General features: G+C 70.1%; 16 protein-coding genes. 9 read left to right on the forward strand and 7 right to left on the reverse strand.

The window, feature by feature from the left end:
* Positions 1-2: 2 nt before the first annotated feature.
* Positions 3-1,031, reverse strand: a complete 1,029-nt coding sequence (locus JR065_RS11250) for a bifunctional riboflavin kinase/FAD synthetase (RefSeq protein WP_206234256.1) — start codon at positions 1,029-1,031, stop codon at positions 3-5.
* A 217-nt stretch (positions 1,032-1,248) separates the two neighbouring features.
* Positions 1,249-2,841, reverse strand: coding sequence for a murein biosynthesis integral membrane protein MurJ (gene murJ, locus JR065_RS11255; RefSeq protein ID WP_206234281.1), 1,593 nt, complete (start codon positions 2,839-2,841; stop codon positions 1,249-1,251).
* Positions 2,842-2,957: 116 nt separating this feature from the next.
* On the opposite strand from murJ, the gene rpsT reads away from it, so the two are divergent.
* Positions 2,958-3,230 (forward strand): 30S ribosomal protein S20, encoded by a 273-nt coding sequence (rpsT, locus tag JR065_RS11260; protein ID WP_003469619.1) that lies wholly within the window; start codon positions 2,958-2,960, stop codon positions 3,228-3,230.
* A 112-nt stretch (positions 3,231-3,342) separates the two neighbouring features.
* Here the strand turns inward: rpsT and cgtA are convergent, their stop codons facing one another.
* The 3 genes from cgtA to rplU form a co-directional block, all read right to left on the reverse strand.
* Positions 3,343-4,398 carry an Obg family GTPase CgtA gene (cgtA, locus tag JR065_RS11265; RefSeq protein WP_206234258.1) on the reverse strand — a complete coding sequence of 352 codons (1,056 nt, stop codon included), beginning with the start codon at positions 4,396-4,398 and terminating at the stop codon, positions 3,343-3,345.
* Between the two features lie 365 nt (positions 4,399-4,763).
* On the reverse strand, positions 4,764-5,039 hold the full coding sequence (gene rpmA, locus JR065_RS11270) for a 50S ribosomal protein L27 (RefSeq protein WP_206234259.1): 276 nt from the start codon (positions 5,037-5,039) through the stop codon (positions 4,764-4,766).
* A gap of 12 nt (positions 5,040-5,051) precedes the next feature.
* On the reverse strand, positions 5,052-5,372 hold the full coding sequence (gene rplU / locus JR065_RS11275) for a 50S ribosomal protein L21 (protein ID WP_206234261.1): 321 nt from the start codon (positions 5,370-5,372) through the stop codon (positions 5,052-5,054).
* Positions 5,373-5,654: 282 nt separating this feature from the next.
* Between rplU and uvrA the strand changes: the two genes are divergently transcribed.
* Both uvrA and JR065_RS11285 read left to right on the forward strand, forming a co-directional pair.
* Positions 5,655-8,621 (forward strand): excinuclease ABC subunit UvrA, encoded by a 2,967-nt coding sequence (gene uvrA / locus JR065_RS11280; RefSeq protein WP_206234262.1) that lies wholly within the window; start codon positions 5,655-5,657, stop codon positions 8,619-8,621.
* Complete coding sequence (locus tag JR065_RS11285; RefSeq protein WP_206234264.1) at positions 8,618-9,049, forward strand: acyl-CoA thioesterase; 432 nt, start codon at positions 8,618-8,620, stop codon at positions 9,047-9,049. The genes uvrA and JR065_RS11285 overlap by 4 nt, the downstream gene beginning before the upstream one ends.
* A 646-nt stretch (positions 9,050-9,695) precedes the next feature.
* Here the strand turns inward: JR065_RS11285 and JR065_RS11290 are convergent.
* On the reverse strand, positions 9,696-10,181 hold the full coding sequence (locus JR065_RS11290) for a copper chaperone PCu(A)C (protein WP_206234282.1): 486 nt from the start codon (positions 10,179-10,181) through the stop codon (positions 9,696-9,698).
* 48 nt (positions 10,182-10,229) lie between these two features.
* Here JR065_RS11290 and JR065_RS11295 point away from each other — a divergent pair, with 48 nt between their 5' ends.
* The 4 genes from JR065_RS11295 (at position 10,230) to JR065_RS11310 (ending at position 13,807) form a co-directional block, all read left to right on the forward strand.
* On the forward strand, positions 10,230-11,009 hold the full coding sequence (locus JR065_RS11295; protein ID WP_206234265.1) for an enoyl-CoA hydratase/isomerase family protein: 780 nt from the start codon (positions 10,230-10,232) through the stop codon (positions 11,007-11,009).
* A gap of 72 nt (positions 11,010-11,081) precedes the next feature.
* Positions 11,082-11,990, forward strand: coding sequence for an acyl-CoA thioesterase II (tesB, locus tag JR065_RS11300; RefSeq protein ID WP_206234266.1), 909 nt, complete (start codon positions 11,082-11,084; stop codon positions 11,988-11,990).
* Between the two features lie 10 nt (positions 11,991-12,000).
* Positions 12,001-12,516 carry a pathogenicity-like protein gene (locus JR065_RS11305; RefSeq protein WP_206234267.1) on the forward strand — a complete coding sequence of 172 codons (516 nt, stop codon included), beginning with the start codon at positions 12,001-12,003 and terminating at the stop codon, positions 12,514-12,516.
* Positions 12,517-12,583: 67 nt separating this feature from the next.
* Positions 12,584-13,807 carry an RNA polymerase sigma factor gene (locus JR065_RS11310; protein ID WP_206234268.1) on the forward strand — a complete coding sequence of 408 codons (1,224 nt, stop codon included), beginning with the start codon at positions 12,584-12,586 and terminating at the stop codon, positions 13,805-13,807.
* Between the two features lie 491 nt (positions 13,808-14,298).
* On the opposite strand, the gene JR065_RS11315 is transcribed toward JR065_RS11310, so the two are convergent.
* Positions 14,299-14,904, reverse strand: a complete 606-nt coding sequence (locus tag JR065_RS11315; RefSeq protein WP_206234269.1) for an EF-hand domain-containing protein — start codon at positions 14,902-14,904, stop codon at positions 14,299-14,301.
* Between the two features lie 220 nt (positions 14,905-15,124).
* Between JR065_RS11315 and JR065_RS11320 the strand changes: the two genes are divergently transcribed.
* Positions 15,125-15,886: an arginyltransferase gene (locus JR065_RS11320; protein ID WP_206234270.1), complete on the forward strand. Its 762-nt coding sequence runs from the start codon at positions 15,125-15,127 to the stop codon at positions 15,884-15,886.
* Positions 15,887-15,941: 55 nt separating this feature from the next.
* The gene (locus JR065_RS11325; RefSeq protein ID WP_206234272.1) at positions 15,942-17,180 is read left to right on the forward strand and encodes an endonuclease/exonuclease/phosphatase family protein; all 1,239 of its coding nucleotides are present in this window, start codon (positions 15,942-15,944) and stop codon (positions 17,178-17,180) included.
* Positions 17,181-17,279: the final 99 nt, after the last annotated feature.

Consider the following 17,279-nt stretch of genomic DNA (forward strand, 5'->3'; position numbering starts at 1 on the left):
ATCTACCGTTGTGCAGCATCAATTGAAGAGTCCGCACATGGATGTGCGGGCTGTTGCGAAGGACTCGCACTATCGGCACCCGCAGACGGGCGTGCGGACGCCTGCTCGGAAATCAGCAGGCCGCGCGCCCGTTCGGCGTCGCGGTGCATCTGCTCGGTCAGCGCCTGCAGACCGGAGAACTTCTCCTCGTCGCGCAGCTTGGCGACGAATTCCACTTCGATGTGCCGCCCGTACAGGTCGCCGTCGAAGTCGAACAGATGCGCCTCCAGCAACGGCTCCACGCCCTGCACCGTGGGCCGGGTGCCGAAGCTGGACACCGAGGGCCATGGCCGCGCCGACACGCCGTGCACCCAGGTCGCATAGATGCCCGACAGCGCCGGCGTGCGGGTGAAGCGCAGGTTGGCGGTGGGATAGCCCAGCGTGCGCCCCAGTTGCTTGCCGCGCACCACCCGGCCGTCGATCGCGTACGGGCGGCCGAGCAGTTCGGCGGCATGGGCGAACTCGCCGGCCACCAGCAGCTCGCGGATGCGGGTGCTGGAGATGCGCTCCTCGCGCAGGTGCACCGGCTCGATCTCGCCGGCGCTGAAACCCAGCTGCGCGCCCATCTGCTGCAGCAGCGCGATGTCGCCGCCGCGGCGGTGGCCGAAACGGAACGCCGGGCCGATCCACACCTCGCGCGCCTGCAGGCGTTCGACCAGGGTGCGCTGTACGAAGTCCTGCGCGCTCATCGACGACAGCCGCCGGTCGAAGCGCAGCAGGCCGACGCTGTCCACGCCAAGCTTGTGCAGGCCCTCGACCTTGGCCCGCGCCAGGGTCAGCCGCGGCGGCGGGAGCTCGGTGGCGAAGAACTCGCGCGGCAACGGCTCGAAGCTCAGCGCCACCGCCGGCACGCCCAGCGCGCGGGCACGCGCCAGCGCATGGCGCACCAGCGCACGGTGGCCCAGGTGCAGGCCATCGAAGGCGCCGATGCAGACCACGCTTCCCTGCGGGAACAAAGTCCCGCCCTCGACGTCTCTAAACAGCCTGCTCATTCCTCGGTCCGAAGCGCCGGCGCGCATGCGCCGGCCGATGATGCGTAACTCGTGAGTATAGCCGGGACCGGGGACCGGGGACCGGGGACCGGGAGAAGCCCATCGCTGCAACACCACGAGCGCGGCCAATAACCAGATATATCCTCAGCGCCCCACGATCCCGCAACTTCAGCGCGAACCACACCGGGTCCCCGGTCCCTGGTCCCTGGTCCCGGCGCTAATGCTCCCGCAAATCCCGTAGCCGGAATCCCAGCGCCAGCAGCGCCGCCAGGTACACGGCACCGCCGCCGCCGACCAGCGCCAGCAGCGCGCCGATGCGGTGCCACTTGTCCATGGCGGTGAACGCCGGCAGCCAGTGCAGGCCCAGCGCCAGCAGCGCGGCCATCGCCGCGCAGGCCAGGCCCAGCCGCAGCAGGTAGCCGGCCCAGCCCGGGCGCGGCTGGTAGACGCCGGCGCGGCGCAGCCAGCGCCACAGCAGCGACAGGTTGATGTAGCTGGCCACCGCGCTGGCCAAGCCCAGCGCCAGGTGCAGGCCGGGCACCGCGGCCAGCGCCGCGCGCAGGCCCTGGGCACGCAGCTCCGCCGGCACCCACAGCTGGTACAGCACCGCCAGGAAGATCAGGTTCAGCACCATGTTCGCGACCAGCGCGACGATGCCGGCGCGCACCGGCGTGCGCGTGTCCTGGCGCGAATAGAACGCCGGCAGCAGCACCTTCAGCAGCGCGAACGCCGGCAGGCCGAAGCTCAGCCCGAACACCGACATCGCCGCCATCCGCGTGTCGAACGCGGTGAACTTGCCGTACTGGAACAGCGTGGCCACCAGCGGCTGGCTCAGCAGCATCAGCCCCAGCATCGCCGGCACCGCGATCAGCAGCGTGGTGCGCAGGCCCCAGTCCAGCGCGTTGGAGAAACCGGCCCGGTCGGTCTTGACGTGGTGCCGCGACAGCGCCGGCAGGATCACCGTGCCCAGCGCCACGCCGAACACGCCCAGCGGCAGCTCCAGGAAGCGGTCGGCCTGCGACAGCCAGCTCTGCGAGCCGGCGAACAGGAACGAGGCGATCACCGTGTCCAGCAGCAGGTTGATCTGCGCGATCGACGAACCGAACAGGGTCGGCACCATCAGCGTCAGCACCCGGCGCACGTCCGGGTGGCGCCAGCCCCAGCGCGGCAGGGTCAGCAGGCCGATGCCGCGCAGCGCCGGCAGCTGGAACAGCAGCTGCAGCACGCCGGCGACCAGCACCGCCCAGCCCATCGCCAGGATCGGCACGTCCAGCCGCGGCGCCAGCCACAGCGCCCCGGCGATCATGCACAGGTTGAGGATCACCGGGGTCAGCGCCGGCAGGCCGAAGCGGTTGAAGCTGTTCAGCGCCCCGCCGGCCAGCGCGGTCAGCGACACGAACAGCAGGAACGGGAAGGTCAGGCGCAGCAGGTCGACGATCATCCCGAACTTGGCCGAGTCGTCGGCCGAGCCGGGGTTGAACAGCAGCGCCACCTGCGGGGTGAAGATCAGCCCCAGCGCGGTCACCAGCAGCAGGATCCCGCCCAGGGTGCCGGACACGCGCGCCATCAGCGCGCGCAGGTCGGCGTGCGGCCGGGTCTCCTTCACCTCGGTGAACACCGGCACGAAGGCGGTGGCGAAGGAGCCTTCGGCGAACAGCCGGCGCAGGAAATTGGGGATCCGGAACGCCACCCAGAACGCATCGGTGGTAGCGTTGGCGCCGAACGAATAGGTGATGGCCTGGTCGCGGACCAGTCCCAGCACCCGCGACACCATGGTCATGCTGCTGAAGGACAGCAAGCCGCGAAGCATTCGTGGCGGGCTCACGCAGCGACCCTCTTGACAATCGGCTTGACGCGGATATTCGTACGCTTCATACTCTCCCGCTTGTTTTTATCCACCACATAGCTTTCCAGGAAACCACCACCGTGGCCAATATCAAGTCCGCCAAGAAGCGCGCCAAGCAGACCGTCGTGCGCAACGCGCGCAACACGGCTCAGCGTTCGATGCTGCGCACCGCCGTCAAGAAGGTCATCAAGGCCCTGGACGCCAACGACGCCGCCGGCGCCGAAGCCGCTTTCGCCGTTGCCCAGCCGATTCTCGACCGTTTCAGCTCCCGTGGCCTGATCCACAAGAACAAGGCCGCGCGTCACAAGAGCCGCCTGACCGCCCGCATCAAGGCGATCAAGACCGCCGCCTGACCGGCTGCGGTGGATGCCGGAGGCGCCAACGCTTCCGGCAACACGAAAAAGCCCGGCCTTGGCCGGGTTTTTCGTGCGCGCGCGATTCGGGGAACAGCGCCGGCCGACGCGCTCAACGCGCATTGGCCGCCGCTTCCAGCGCATCCTCGCGCTGGCGGTCGAAGAACGCCATCACGTCCTTCATGATCGGCCAGGTGCCGTCGCGGCCCAGCGCCGAGACCAGGTACCACGGCTGGGTCCAGCCCAGCTCGGCCACCACCTGCTCGGCCAGCGTGCGGGCCTCGTCCTCGAACAGCAGGTCGGCCTTGTTCAGCACCAGCCAGCGCGGCTTGGCCAGCAGCTCCGGATCGTGCTTCTCCAGCTCGCGCTCGATCGCACGTACCTGCTCGATCGGCGCCACGCCGTCCACGCCACCCTCCATCGGCGCCAGATCCACCAGGTGCAGCAGCAGACGCGTGCGCTGCAGGTGGCGCAGGAACTGCGCGCCCAGGCCGGCGCCGTCGGCGGCGCCCTCGATCAGGCCCGGGATGTCGGCGATCACGAAGCTGCGGTAGGCCTCCACGCTGACCACGCCCAGGTTCGGATACAGCGTGGTGAACGGATAGTCGGCCACCTTCGGCGTGGCCGCGGACACGGCGCGGATGAAGGTGCTCTTGCCGGCGTTGGGGAAGCCGAGCAGGCCCACGTCGGCCAGCAGCTTCAGCTCCAGCTTCAGCCTGCGCTCCTCGCCCTCCTCGCCCGGCGTGGCCTTGCGCGGCGCGCGCGTCACCGAGCTCTTGAAATGCATGTTGCCCAGGCCGCCCTTGCCGCCCTGCGCCACCAGCAGGCGGTCGCCGTGCGCGACCAGGTCGCCGATGGTCTCGTCGGTGTCGACGTTGATCACCACGGTGCCGACCGGCACGGTGATGACCAGGTCCTCGCCGGCCTTGCCGTACATCTGCCGGCCCATGCCGTTCTCGCCGCGCTGGGCGCGGAACGCGCGCTGGTGGCGGAAGTCGACCAGGGTGTTGAGGTTCTCGTCGGCGACCAGCCACACGCTGCCGCCGTTGCCGCCGTCGCCGCCGTCCGGCCCGCCGAGCGGGATGAACTTCTCGCGGCGGAAGCCGATGCAGCCGTTGCCGCCATTGCCGGCACTGACCTGGATTTCTGCTTCGTCTACGAGTTTCATGGGGTACGGCCTGATAGAAAGTGAAAAAGTGCAGCGGGGACCGGGGACCGGCAAGATGGTGTCCCAGCGAAAATTGCTGTCAAGCGATTTGGTGAAAAAGTGCCGAATTTTTGGGAAAAACCGGCGCTTTTTGGCACTTCGGCCCGACCGCTCTTCTGTGGGAGGGGCTTCAGCCCCGACGCCTTACCGGTAACGCGTCGGGGCTGAAGCCCCTCCCACAAAAAGCAAAAACGCAGCACGCTTGCGACCATCCCCGGGTCCCTGGCCCCTGGTCCCTGGTCCCGGCTCCACCAAACAAAAACCCCGCCGAAGCGGGGCTTTCGTCAGCAAGCCTGCGCCAGGCGCAGGCCCTGGAGGCGAAACGCTCAGGCCTCGGAGGCGGCCGCTTCGGCGACCACGCTCACGGTGCGACGCTTCTTGGCGCCCTTCACCGAGAACTCGACCTTGCCGTCGACCAGCGCGAACAACGTGTGGTCGCGGCCCAGGCCGACGCCCGAACCCGGGTGGAACTGGGTGCCGCGCTGACGCACGATGATGTTGCCGGCTTCGATCGCTTCGCCGCCGAACATCTTCACGCCCAGGTACTTCGGGTTGGAGTCGCGGCCGTTGCGCGAGGAACCTACGCCCTTTTTATGTGCCATGACTGCTGCTCCTTACTTCTTGTCGCCACCGGCGATGCCGGTGATCTCGATTTCGGTGTAATGCTGCCGGTGACCCTGACGCTTCATGTGGTGCTTGCGGCGGCGGAACTTGATGATGCGCACCTTGTCGGCGCGGCCATGGGCCACGACCTTCGCGGTGACGCTGGCGCCCTTGAGCGCGTCGCCGAGCTTGATGCCGTCGCTGTCGCCCAGCATCAGGATGTTGTCGAACTTGATTTCGTTGCCGGCTTCGGCCTCGAGCTTTTCGACGCGGAGCGTTTCGCCCTGCGCCACGCGGTATTGCTTACCGCCGGTTACCAGTACTGCGTACATGACCAGACTTCCTCTGTAGTTATTGTGGTCGCCCCTGCCGTGCCTCTTCGGGCAGACAGGAGCGGAATTGTAATGGCTTCAGCGGGTTAGGGTCAAGCCCCGGGGTCGGCGCCGGCGCGCGGGCCGCGGCGGGCGCGGCAGCCGGATCGCGCGGCCGTGCCGAGCTGGCAATCCGGGCAATTGCCCCCACCTGACAAGCTGGGTAGGCTGATCGATTGCCGTCCCCTCTTCCGCCCCCAACGCCGGCCCGGCTCCGTCCGGCCGACCCAACCCGGATTTCTCATGGCGATGGATTTCATCCGCATCCGCGGCGCGCGGACGCACAATCTCAAGAACCTCGACCTCGACCTGCCGCGCGACAAGCTGATCGTGATCACCGGCCTGTCCGGCTCGGGCAAGTCGTCGCTGGCGTTCGACACCATCTACGCCGAAGGCCAGCGCCGCTACGTGGAGTCGCTGTCGGCGTACGCGCGGCAGTTCCTCAGCGTGATGGAAAAGCCCGACATCGACCACATCGAAGGCCTGTCGCCGGCGATCGCGATCGAGCAGAAGTCGACCTCGCACAACCCGCGCTCGACCGTCGGCACCATCACCGAGATCTACGACTACCTGCGCCTGCTGTACGCGCGCGTCGGCCAGCCGCGCTGCCCGGACCACGGCTATCCGCTGGAGGCGCAGACGGTCAGCCAGATGGTCGACCACGTGCTGGGCCTGGACCCGGAGCAGCGCTACATGCTGCTGGCGCCGGTGATCCGCGACCGCAAGGGCGAGCATGCGCAGGTGTTCGAACAGCTGCGCGCGCAGGGCTTCGTGCGCGTGCGCGTGGACGGCGAACTGTACGAGATCGACGCGGTGCCGGCGCTGGCGCTGCGCCAGAAGCACACCATCGAGGCGGTGATCGACCGCTTCCGCCCGCGCGAGGACATCAAGCAGCGCCTGGCCGAGAGCTTCGAGACCGCGCTGAAGCTGGCCGACGGCATGGTCTCGGTGCAGAGCCTGGACGCCGCCGACGCCGCGCCGCACCTGTTCTCGTCCAAGTACAGCTGCCCGGTGTGCGACTACTCGCTGCCGGAACTGGAACCGCGGCTGTTCTCGTTCAACGCGCCGATGGGCGCCTGCCCCAGCTGCGACGGCCTGGGCGTGGCCGAGTTCTTCGATCCGGAGCGGGTGGTGGTGCATCCGCCACTGTCGCTGTCGGCCGGCGCGGTGCGCGGCTGGGACCGGCGCAACGCCTACTACTTCCAGCTGATCGCCTCGCTGGCCAAGCACTACAAGTTCGACGTGGACGCGCCGTGGCAGTCGCTGCCGGCGAACGTGCGCCAGGCGGTGTTGTACGGCAGCGGCGAGGAGACCATCACCTTCACCTACTTCACCGACGCCGGCGGCCGCACCCAGCGCAAGCACCGCTTCGAAGGCATCATCCCGAACCTGGAGCGCCGCTACCGCGAGACCGAATCGTCGGCGGTGCGCGAGGAACTGGCCAAGTACATCAGCGAACGGCCGTGCCCGGAATGCAAGGGCGCGCGCCTGAACAAGGCCGCGCGCAACGTGTTCGTCGCCGACCGCCCGCTGCCCGAGCTGGTGGTGCTGCCGGTGGACGATGCGCTGGCGTTCTTCCGCCAGCTGAGCCTGCCCGGCTGGCGCGGCGAAATCGCCAGCAAGATCGTCAAGGAGATCGCCGAACGGCTCGGCTTCCTGGTCGACGTGGGCCTGGACTACCTGACCCTGGAGCGCAAGGCCGACACCCTGTCCGGCGGCGAGGCGCAGCGCATCCGCCTGGCCTCGCAGATCGGCGCCGGCCTGGTCGGGGTGATGTACGTGCTCGACGAGCCGTCGATCGGCCTGCACCAGCGCGACAACGAGCGCCTGCTCGGCACGCTGACCCGGCTGCGCGACCTGGGCAACACGGTGATCGTGGTCGAGCACGACGAGGACGCGATCCGCCAGGCCGACTACGTGCTGGACATCGGCCCCGGCGCCGGCGTGCACGGCGGCGAGATCGTCGGCCAGGGCACCCTGGACGACCTGCTCAAGGCGCCGCGCTCGCTGACCGGCCAGTACCTGTCCGGCAAGCGCCGCATCGAGATCCCGGCCAAGCGGCACAAGCCCAACCCGAAGATGACGCTGCACCTGCGCGGCGCGACCGGCAACAACCTCAAGGGCGTGGACCTGGCGATCCCGGCCGGGCTGATGACCTGCGTCACCGGCGTGTCCGGGTCCGGCAAGTCGACGCTGATCAACGACACCTTGTTCACCCTGGCGGCCAACGAGATCAACGGCGCCTCGCACACCGTGGCGCCGTACCGCGAGATCGAGAACCTGGACCTGTTCGACAAGGTCGTGGACATCGACCAGTCGCCGATCGGGCGCACCCCGCGCTCCAACCCGGCCACCTACACCGGCCTGTTCACCCCGCTGCGCGAACTGTTCGCGCAGGTGCCCGAATCGCGCGCACGCGGCTACTCGCCGGGCCGTTTCAGCTTCAACGTGCGCGGCGGACGCTGCGAGGCGTGCCAGGGCGACGGCCTGCTGAAGGTGGAAATGCACTTCCTGCCCGACGTCTACGTGCCCTGCGACGTGTGCCACGGCAAGCGCTACAACCGCGAGACGCTGGAGATCCTGTACAAGGGCTTCAACATCAACGACGTGCTGGAGATGACCGTCGAGGATGCGCTGAAGCTGTTCGAGCCGGTGCCCAGCATCGCGCGCAAGCTGGAGACGCTGGTCGACGTGGGCCTGAGCTACATCAAGCTCGGGCAGAGCGCGACCACGCTGTCCGGCGGCGAGGCGCAGCGCGTCAAGCTGTCCAAGGAACTGTCGCGCCGCGATACCGGGCGCACGCTGTACATCCTCGACGAGCCGACCACCGGCCTGCACTTCCACGACATCGAGCACCTGCTCGCGGTGCTGCACAAGCTGCGCGACGAAGGCAACACCGTGGTGGTGATCGAGCACAACCTGGACGTGATCAAGACCGCGGACTGGGTGGTGGACCTGGGCCCGGAGGGCGGCCATCGCGGCGGCACCATCCTGGCCACCGGCACGCCGGAGGACATCGCCGCGCATCCGGACTCCTACACCGGCCAGTTCCTGCTCAAGCTGCTGCCCGCCGGCACCGTGGCCAAGCCGACCAAGCCGGCGGCGATGGCCAACAAGCCCGACGCGCTGCCGCCGCGCAAGAGCAAGGCCGAGAAGGCCGCCGCCAAGAAGGCGGCCAAGAAGACCACGACCAAGAAGGCCGCACGATGAGCGCATCCCCCGCCGAGTCCTCCTCCACTTCGCACAAGCCGCTGGCGCGCGTGCCGATCAGCGTGCGCTGGCGCGACATGGACAGCATGGGCCACGTCAACAATGCCAAATACGTGTCCTACCTGGAGGAAGCGCGCGTGCGCTGGCTGCTGCACGTGGAAGGCTTCTCGATGCGCAACCGCATCGCGCCGGTGGTGGCGGCGACCAACGTCAACTACCGCCGCCCGATCGTGTGGCCCAACGACATCGTCGTGGAGCTGTTCGTCGAGCGCATGGGCACCAGCAGCATCACCGTCGGCCATCGCATCGTCGACCAGAAGGACGACAGCGTGCTGCATTCGGACGGCAACGTGGTGGTGGTGTGGATCGACACCCAGACCGGCCAGAGCGCGCCGCTGCCGGACGAGATCCGCGCGGCGTGCAGCTGAAAAGCCGGGACTCGGGACTCGGAACTCGGGACTCGGGACTCGGGACTCGGGACTCGGGACTCGGGACTCGGGACTCGGGACTCGGGACTCGGGACTCGGGACGGCAGGATGATGTCCTGGGTCAAATCGATGTCAAGCGATTTGATGCAAAAAAGGCCGCTTTTTTTCAGAAAAGCGGCCTTTTTTTGCGGCTCCAGCGCAACCGCTTTTCTGTAGGAGGGGCTTCGGCCCCGACGCCTTACCGGTAAAGCGTCGGGGCTGAAGCCCCTCCTACATCGCGTCCGGCTGGCTGGCCGCAGATCTACAGCTTGGCTGACCGCCGGTACTGCAGGAGCGGCTTCAGCCGCGACAAACGAAGGCGGCGAACCCGACAGCGACAGGCAACGTCCGGACTGACGCCGCCCTTACGTGCACCCAATTGCCAGGCCAGTCCCGCGCCCCTGTAGGAGCGGCTTCAGCCGCGACGAACGAAGCCGCGAACACAACGGCTTCGGGACCGGTCAGAAGCCCACGGTGCACCTGGTTGTTGGCCGTACCGCGCACCTGGTCGCTGGCCGCAAGCCCCTGTGGGAGCGACTTCAGTCGCGACGCGCCGAATCCGCAGGCTGCAGCGGCAACCGCGAACGCCGACATGCCCAGCCAACCGCTACGGCTTGCTCGCACTCACCTTCATTTCGCCCTGCACCTCGCGCCCGTCTTCCAGCACGAAGGTGATCGGCAGGCGCGCACCCTCGCGCAGCGGCTGCGCCGGCTGCATCAGCATCAGGTGCAGGCCACCGGGCTGCAGCACGGCGTCGGCGCCGGCGGCCAGCGGCAGGCGCTCGATGTCGCGCATCCTGCTGACCCCGTCCACCTGGGTGGTCTGATGCACGCTGACCTCGGCGAAGGCCGGACTGCGCGCCGACACCACCGCCAATGCCTGCGCGCAAGGGTTGTGCAGGCGGCCGAAGCCGGCGGCCATCGGCATCGCCGCGTTCGGCGGCAGCCGTACCCAGCCCGCCTGCCATTGCGGCACGCAACGATCGGCCTTGGCCGCCGCTGGCGCGGCGAACGCGGCCCCCGACGCGAACACCGCCAGATACGCCAGCCCGACGGCCAGCCTCCGTACGCATGCGGATGGTATGAGCTCCATAGGCTCTATGATAGCCGTCCCAACCTCGCCGCCTTCCGGAAAACCCGCATGAACCCGCTGATCCAGGTCCTCGACCACGGCCCCATCCGCCAGATCCAGCTGGCCCGCGCGCCGGTCAATGCGCTCGATACCGCGCTGTGCGGCGAACTGGCCGCGGCGATCGCACAGGCGCAGGCCGATGCGGTGCACGCGGTGGTGCTGTCCGGCAGCGAGCGCATCTTCTCCGCCGGCATGGACGTGCCGCACCTGCTGGCGCACGGCGACGACCGCGCCAAGCTGCTGCACAGCTGGCAGGCGTTCTTCGGCGCCGCGCGCGCGCTGGCCGCCAGCCCGATGCCGGTGGTCGCAGCGCTGACCGGGCACGCCCCGGCAGGCGGCTGCGTGCTCGCGCTGTGCTGCGACTACCGGGTGATGGCGCGCAGCCCCGACCCGGCGCATCCGTTCGCCATCGGCCTCAACGAGACCCAGGTCGGGCTGGTCGCGCCGGAAGGCATCCAGCGCCTGCTGCGCCGGGTGGTCGGCGCGCACCGCGCCGAACGCCTGCTGGTCGCCGGCGAGCTGGTCAGCGCCGAGCGCGCGCTGGAGATCGGCCTGGTCGACGAACTGACCGAGGCCGAACTGGTCGTGGCGCGCGCGGTGGCCTGGCTGCAGGACCTGCTGAAGCTGCCGCGGCAGCCGATGCTGCAGACCCGCGCGATCGCGCGCGCCGACCTGCTCGCGGCGCTGGCCGACGAGCACATCCAGCTGGAGCGCTTCGTCGACAGCTGGCAGGCGCCCGATACCCAGGCGGCGCTGCACGCGCTGGCCGCGCGCCTGCGCAAGGATTGAGCGCCCCGCCGCCACGGGCGCGCGGTGGCGGCCCGCTATAATCGCGGCCTGATATCGCCCAGGCCCCGCCTCTTGTCCGCCAAGCCCGAACCCGTCGTGTCCGAACTGATCGAACTGCTGTCGCTGGAACGGCTGGAGGACAACCTGTTCCGCGGCCAGAGCCGCGATATCGGCACCAAGTACGTGTTCGGCGGCCAGGTGCTGGGCCAGGCCCTGTCGGCGGCGCAGGCCACGGTGGAGAACGGACGCCGCGCGCATTCGCTGCATGCCTATTTCCTGCGCGCCGGCGACATCGACCACCCCATCGTCTACGACGTGGACCGCACCCGCGACGGTGGCAGCTTCTCGGTGCGCCGGGTCACCGCGATCCAGCACGGCCAGGTGATCTTCTTCTGCGCCGCCTCGTTCCAGGAACACGAGGACGGCGCGACGCACCAGCTGAAGATGCCGGAGGTGCCGCAGCCGGAGGACATCGAGCCGACCCAGGCGGTGCGCCCGGAGGTGCTGGCGACGCTGCCGACGAAGGTGCAGCGCTGGCTGTCGCGCGGCGGCCCGTTCGAGTTCCGTCACGTGTATCCGCGCGACGAGCTCAACCCGCCCAAGCGCCCCCCGTTCCAGCACATGTGGCTGCGCCTGAGCGAGCCGGTCGGCGATGCGCCGGAGCTGCACCAGGCGCTGCTGGCGTATGCGTCGGACTTCCACCTGCTCGGCACCGCGACCTTCCCGCACGGCATCAGCTACTACACGCCGAACGTGCAGATGGCCTCGCTGGACCATGCGTTGTGGTTCCACCGCCCGTTCCGCGCCGACGAATGGCTGCTGTACTCGCTGGACAGCCCAAGCGCGCAGGGCTCGCGCGGATTGGCGCGCGGCCAGTTCTTCACCCGCGAGGGGGTACTGGTCGCCAGCACCGCGCAGGAAGGGCTGATCCGCGTGGTGCCGGACCGCGGCGCCGCGGCCCAGGTTCCAGCGAAGAACTGAGGACACGACGATGCGGCAGGTATTCAGCAGCCAGCGCGTGGAAACCGCCGAAGGCGTGGCCAAGATGCTGCGCGACGAAGGCATCGCGGTGCGGCTCAGCAATGGCCGCTCCTACCGCAGCAAGCGCAGCGGGCAGTTCAGCTATCTCGAGCCGGTGGCGTCGCAGGCGCAGCCAACGGTGTGGGTGGTGCACGCCGACGACCAGCCGCGCGCGCGCGAGCTGCTGCGCAACGCCGGGCTGCTCGACAGCACCCGCCGCGACGCGTCCGCGTCGCCCTACCTGAGCGAATTCCGCTCGCAGGCGGTGCCGGACAGCGGCAAGCGCCTGGCGTGGCGGATCCGCATCGGGCTGCTGCTGGCGATCGGCGCGGTGGCGCTGGTCACCGTGCTGCGCCACCGCGGCAACCAGGCCCCCGCGCCGGCCGTGCCGGCCCGCGCGGTGCCGGCGCAGCCCGCGCCGGACCAGCCGCCGCGCGACGACGACGAAGTCCGCGTGCGGGTGCAGCCGGCGCAGCGCGGCCAGTAGCCGGCACGGTCACATTCGCCGGCGTGGCGCGTCACCGTTCTGCCCAACCGAGCCGACCGAGTCCGCCATGAGTACCGTTTCCCCGCCGCTGGAATTGCTGCTGCAACGCGAACTGCCGGCCGCCGCGCGCGGCTGCCAGCACGCCTATGGCCGCGTGGTCGCCGCCTGCCAGAACACCGTCAGCGCGATCGCGCTGGCGATCACCCGCGACGTGCAGGCCAGCGAGGACATCGCCCAGGAGGCGTTCCTCAAAGCGTGGCAACAGCTGTCGCGGCTCAACAGCCACGCCAGCTTCCTGCCCTGGCTGCGCCAGATCACCCGCAACCTGGCGCGCGACTGGCTGCGCGCGCAGCGCGGCCGGCCGATGTCCGGCGAGGCCGCGGAGATCGCGCTGACGATGGCCGCCGACCCTGCGCCCTCGCCGGCCGAACGCCTGCTGCGCCTGGAAGAGGAGATCGTCGCCGCGGACATCATCTCGGCGCTGCCCGAGGACAGCCGCGAGACCCTGCTGCTGTACTACCGCGAAGGCCAGCAGTCGCAGCAGGTGGCCGCGCTGCTCGGGCTCAGCGACGCGGCGGTGCGCAAGCGGCTGTCGCGCGCGCGCGCAAGCGTGCGCGAGGAACTGCTGCAGCGCTTCGGCGATTTCGCGCGCGGCAGCGCGCCGGGCGCGGCGTTCGCGGCCACGTTGGCGTCGTCGCTGCTGCTGGCCGCGCCCGGCACGGCCGGCGCGGCGATCCTGTACGCCGGCGGCGCAGGCTCGCTGGGAGCGGGCAAGCTCGGTGCCGGCGGACTGGGCGTGTCCTCGTTATCCGGCGGCACCGCACTCGGTTCGCTCGGCGCGCTGGCCAGCCAGGGCAGCATGCTGCAGGGCCACCAATGGGCGGCCATGCTCTGCGGACTGGTCGGCGGCATGCTCGGCGCCTATCTGGGCGGCCTGTACCTGCTGCGCTATGCCGAGAGCGCGCACGAGCGCGCCTCGGTCAGGCGCTTCATCCACCTCAACACCGGCAGCGCCGCGGCGATCTGCGTGGGTACCGCGCTGCTGGAGGCGCTGGGCGCCGCGCCCGGCCTGGCGCTGGGTTTCCTCGCCGCGGGCATGCTGGTGATCAACTACCAATGCCTGTTCCCGCTGCAGCGGATCATGGCGCCGCTGCTGGCGCGCGATGCGGCGCGGCATGGCCGCCGCGGACCGACCTGGCTGTACCACAGCCTCTATGGGCGGCCGGCGATCGTGGCGACGAACGTGCTGGTGGTGGCCGCCGTGGCGCTGGGCGAGGGCTGGATCGGCTAGGACCTGCCGACGCCATCGGAAAGGGCGCATTTCCTGGCAGGCGACCACGGTCGGCGACGTGTCGTGGGCGCGAACGCGGCCGCCCTGAGCCATCGGTTGCCAAGGCCGGTGCAGCCGAGCCTGTCGCGGCCGAGGCCTAAGGCCTCGCCCCAAAATCGTCCAGCCGGTTTCTTCACTGGACGATCGTGGGCGGCATGCGGATGGGGCATGCGCGCGCTGCCATGGGTGCATCGCGCGTGCGCGCCGCTCATCGCTGCACCTGCACGCGCGTGCTGGTGGGCTGGTGCGCTGGTGGGCTGCAGCGTGTCGGACTCGACGTGCAACGTGAGCGTGCAGGTCTTTCCCGGCGGCGCGCGCACGATCGCCAGCGCCAGGCAGGGGTTCCGTTGTCCGCAACGACGGGGAAGCTCTGATCCGCGGCGGCAAAAAAAGCCCCTGGCGTTGCCGCGCAGGGGCTGTCGATCGGCGCCTTGTTGCGGGGTGCGGATGGATCAGCCGCGCTCGGGCGCGCCCGCCGGCTTGTCGCCCATCGGCCGGTGCAGGTGGCGCATGCCGCGTTTGGCGTGCGCCACGTCGAACTCGGCGCGGCTGAGCTTGCCGTCCTTGTCGGTGTCGGCCTCGGCGAACCACGCGTCGCGATGCTGCTTGGCGCGCAACTGGCGGTCGGCTTGATCGACGAAGCCGTCCTTGTTCGCGTCCATCGCATCGAAGCGCGCGGCGAACTTCGGATCGGCCTTGGCCTCGTCGCGGCTGATGCGCCCGTCCTTGTCGGCGTCCAGCTTGGCCAGCGCGCCGCCGTCGTGCATGCGGCGTTCGCCGTGGCGGCGGTGGCGCGGCGATTCGTCCGGCGTCAGCTTGCCGTCCTTGTTCTTGTCGAGCTGGTCGAAGCGCCCGGCCAGGCGCGGACTGGCCGCCGCCTCGCTGCGGTCGACGACGCCGTCGCCGTTCTTGTCCAGCCTGGCGAAGCCGCCACCGTGGCCATCGGCGGCGTCCTGTGCGGGCGCGGGGGTCGCCGCCGGCGGCGGGTTGGCGGCATGGGCGGCGCCGGACAGCGCGGCGAGCACGGCCAGGGCGAGCAGCGGATTGCGATACTTCATGGAGAACTCCCGGGGTAACAGCGGGTAGAGGAAACCTGCCAGCGCGACGGGCGCGACCTGCAGACGCGAGGGACGGAGGCGGCGGCCGCGCAACGGGCCGGCGCATCGGCGCCTTCATGGCAGTCAACGCCCCGCCGTCGGCACGGTTGACGTGCGCCGGGGCGCATTCATCCGGCGGACAGTCGCGGCCGTTGCGACCGCAAGGCGCTATGCTGGCTGCATGGCCATCCACGCCGACGCCAGCGACGACCTGCGGCTGTTCCAGACCGGCCAGCACGCGTGCGGCTATTGGCCGGACCGGCAGGCGCGCGACCTGGTGCTGGACCCGCACGACCCGCGCCTGGGCTCGCTGTATCCGCTGGCGCTGAGCTGGGGTTTCCGCCGTTCCGGCGATCTGGTGTACCGGCCGCACTGCGACCAGTGCCGCGCCTGCGTGGCGGTGCGCATCGCAGTGGCCGGCTTCGTGCCCGACCGCAGCCAGCGCCGCTGCCTGGCGCGCAACGCCGACATCGAAACGCGCATCGTCGCCGCCGAACGCACCCCCGAGCAGCTGGCGCTGTACCAGCGCTACCTGCAGCTGCGCCATCCCGGCGGCGGCATGGACGAGCACGGCGCGCGCGAGTTCGACCAGTTCCTGATCGGCCGCTGGTCGCACGGCCGCTTCCTGGAACTGCGCGAGGCCGCCGCCGGCGGCGAGCGCGGACGGCTGCTGGCGGTGGCGGTCACCGACGTCACCGAACAGGCGCTGTCGGCGGTCTACACCTTCTACGACCCGGACGCGGCCGGGCGCGGCCTGGGCACGTTGGCGATCCTGCGCCAGATCGAATGGGCCAGGCGCGACGGCCTGGCGCACCTGTACCTGGGGTACTGGATCCGCGGCCACCAGAAGATGGACTACAAGCGCCGCTATCGTCCGCTCGAAGCCTACGACGGGCGCCACTGGCGCGACTTCGACGACTACGCCGCGCGCCTGGAGCGCTGACCCACGGCGCACGGTCGCCATCGATCCGACATCGAACGCATGCGAAACTGCGCCGATGACCCGATACCTCCTGCCGCTCGCCCTGATCCTGCTGTGCGCCGCCTGCGCGCACACCCCCGCCCCCGCCACGACCGATGCCGGCACCGCGCGCCACGACGGCCAGCTGCGCCTGGCCACCTACAACACCTCGCTGTATTCGGACCAGACCGGCGGGCTGATCGCCGAACTGCAGGGCGACAGCGCGCATGCGCGCAAGATCGCCGCGGTGCTGCAGCAGGTGCGCCCGGACCTGGTGCTGCTCAACGAGTTCGACTACGACGACGCGCACCGTGCCGCCGACCTGTTCCAGCAACGCTACCTGGAAGTGGCCCAGCCCGGCGGCGGCGCCGCGCTGCGCTATCCCTACCGCTACCTGGCCGCGGTGAACACCGGCGTGCCGAGCGGACTGGACCTGGACAACGACGGCCACAGCGGCGGCGAAGGCCGCGCGCGCGGCAACGACGCCTGGGGCTACGGGCTGCACCCGGGCCAGTACGGCATGCTGCTGCTGTCCAGGTACCCGATCGACGCCAGCGCGGTGCGCAGCTTCCGCCTGCTGAAGTGGAGCGCGCTGCCCGGCGCGCTGCGCCCTATCGACCCGGCCAGCGGCCGCCCGTTCCATCGCGACGAGGTGTGGGCGCAGCTGCGGCTGTCGTCGAAATCGCACTGGGACGTGCCGGTGCGCACGCCGCTGGGCGTGGTGCATGCGCTGGTCTCGCACCCGACCCCGCCGGTGTTCGACGGCGTGGAGAAACGCAATGCCGCGCGCAACCACGACGAACTGCGGCTATGGCGCGAATACCTCGGCGGCGGCGCGCAAGGCTGGCTGTGCGACGACGCCGGGCGCTGCGGCGGCCTGGACCCCGGCGCGCGCTTCGTGATCCTCGGCGACCTCAACAACGACCCGGTCGACGGCGAAGGCCGCCATGACGCCATCGTCGAACTGATCGAGCATCCGCGCGTGCTGCGCTACCCGACCCCGCGCAGCGCCGGCGGCGAAGAAACCGCGCGCGCCTACGCCGAACAGGGCATCGTCCGCCGCGGATCGCCCGCCCAGGTCACCGGCGACTTCGGGCCCAAGGCCGGCGCGATGCGGCTGGACTACGTGCTGCCGTCGGTCGGCTTCCGCTACCTGGACAGCGGCGTGTTCTGGCCCGCGTCCGGCACGGCGGCCGCGGCGATCGCCGACGGCAGCGACCACCATCTGGTATGGGTGGACGTGGCTGGGGAGCCGGGACTGGGGATGCGGGATTAGGGATCCGGCGTCAGCGAAGGCTGCGACGGTGTGGAGCATCCGCCTGGCGGCGGCGCGGTTCGCGCCGCCGGCCTAGAGGCTGGGGATTGGGGATTGGGG

The organism is Xanthomonas sp. (assembly GCF_017163755.1).
GTDB lineage: Bacteria > Pseudomonadota > Gammaproteobacteria > Xanthomonadales > Xanthomonadaceae > Xanthomonas_A.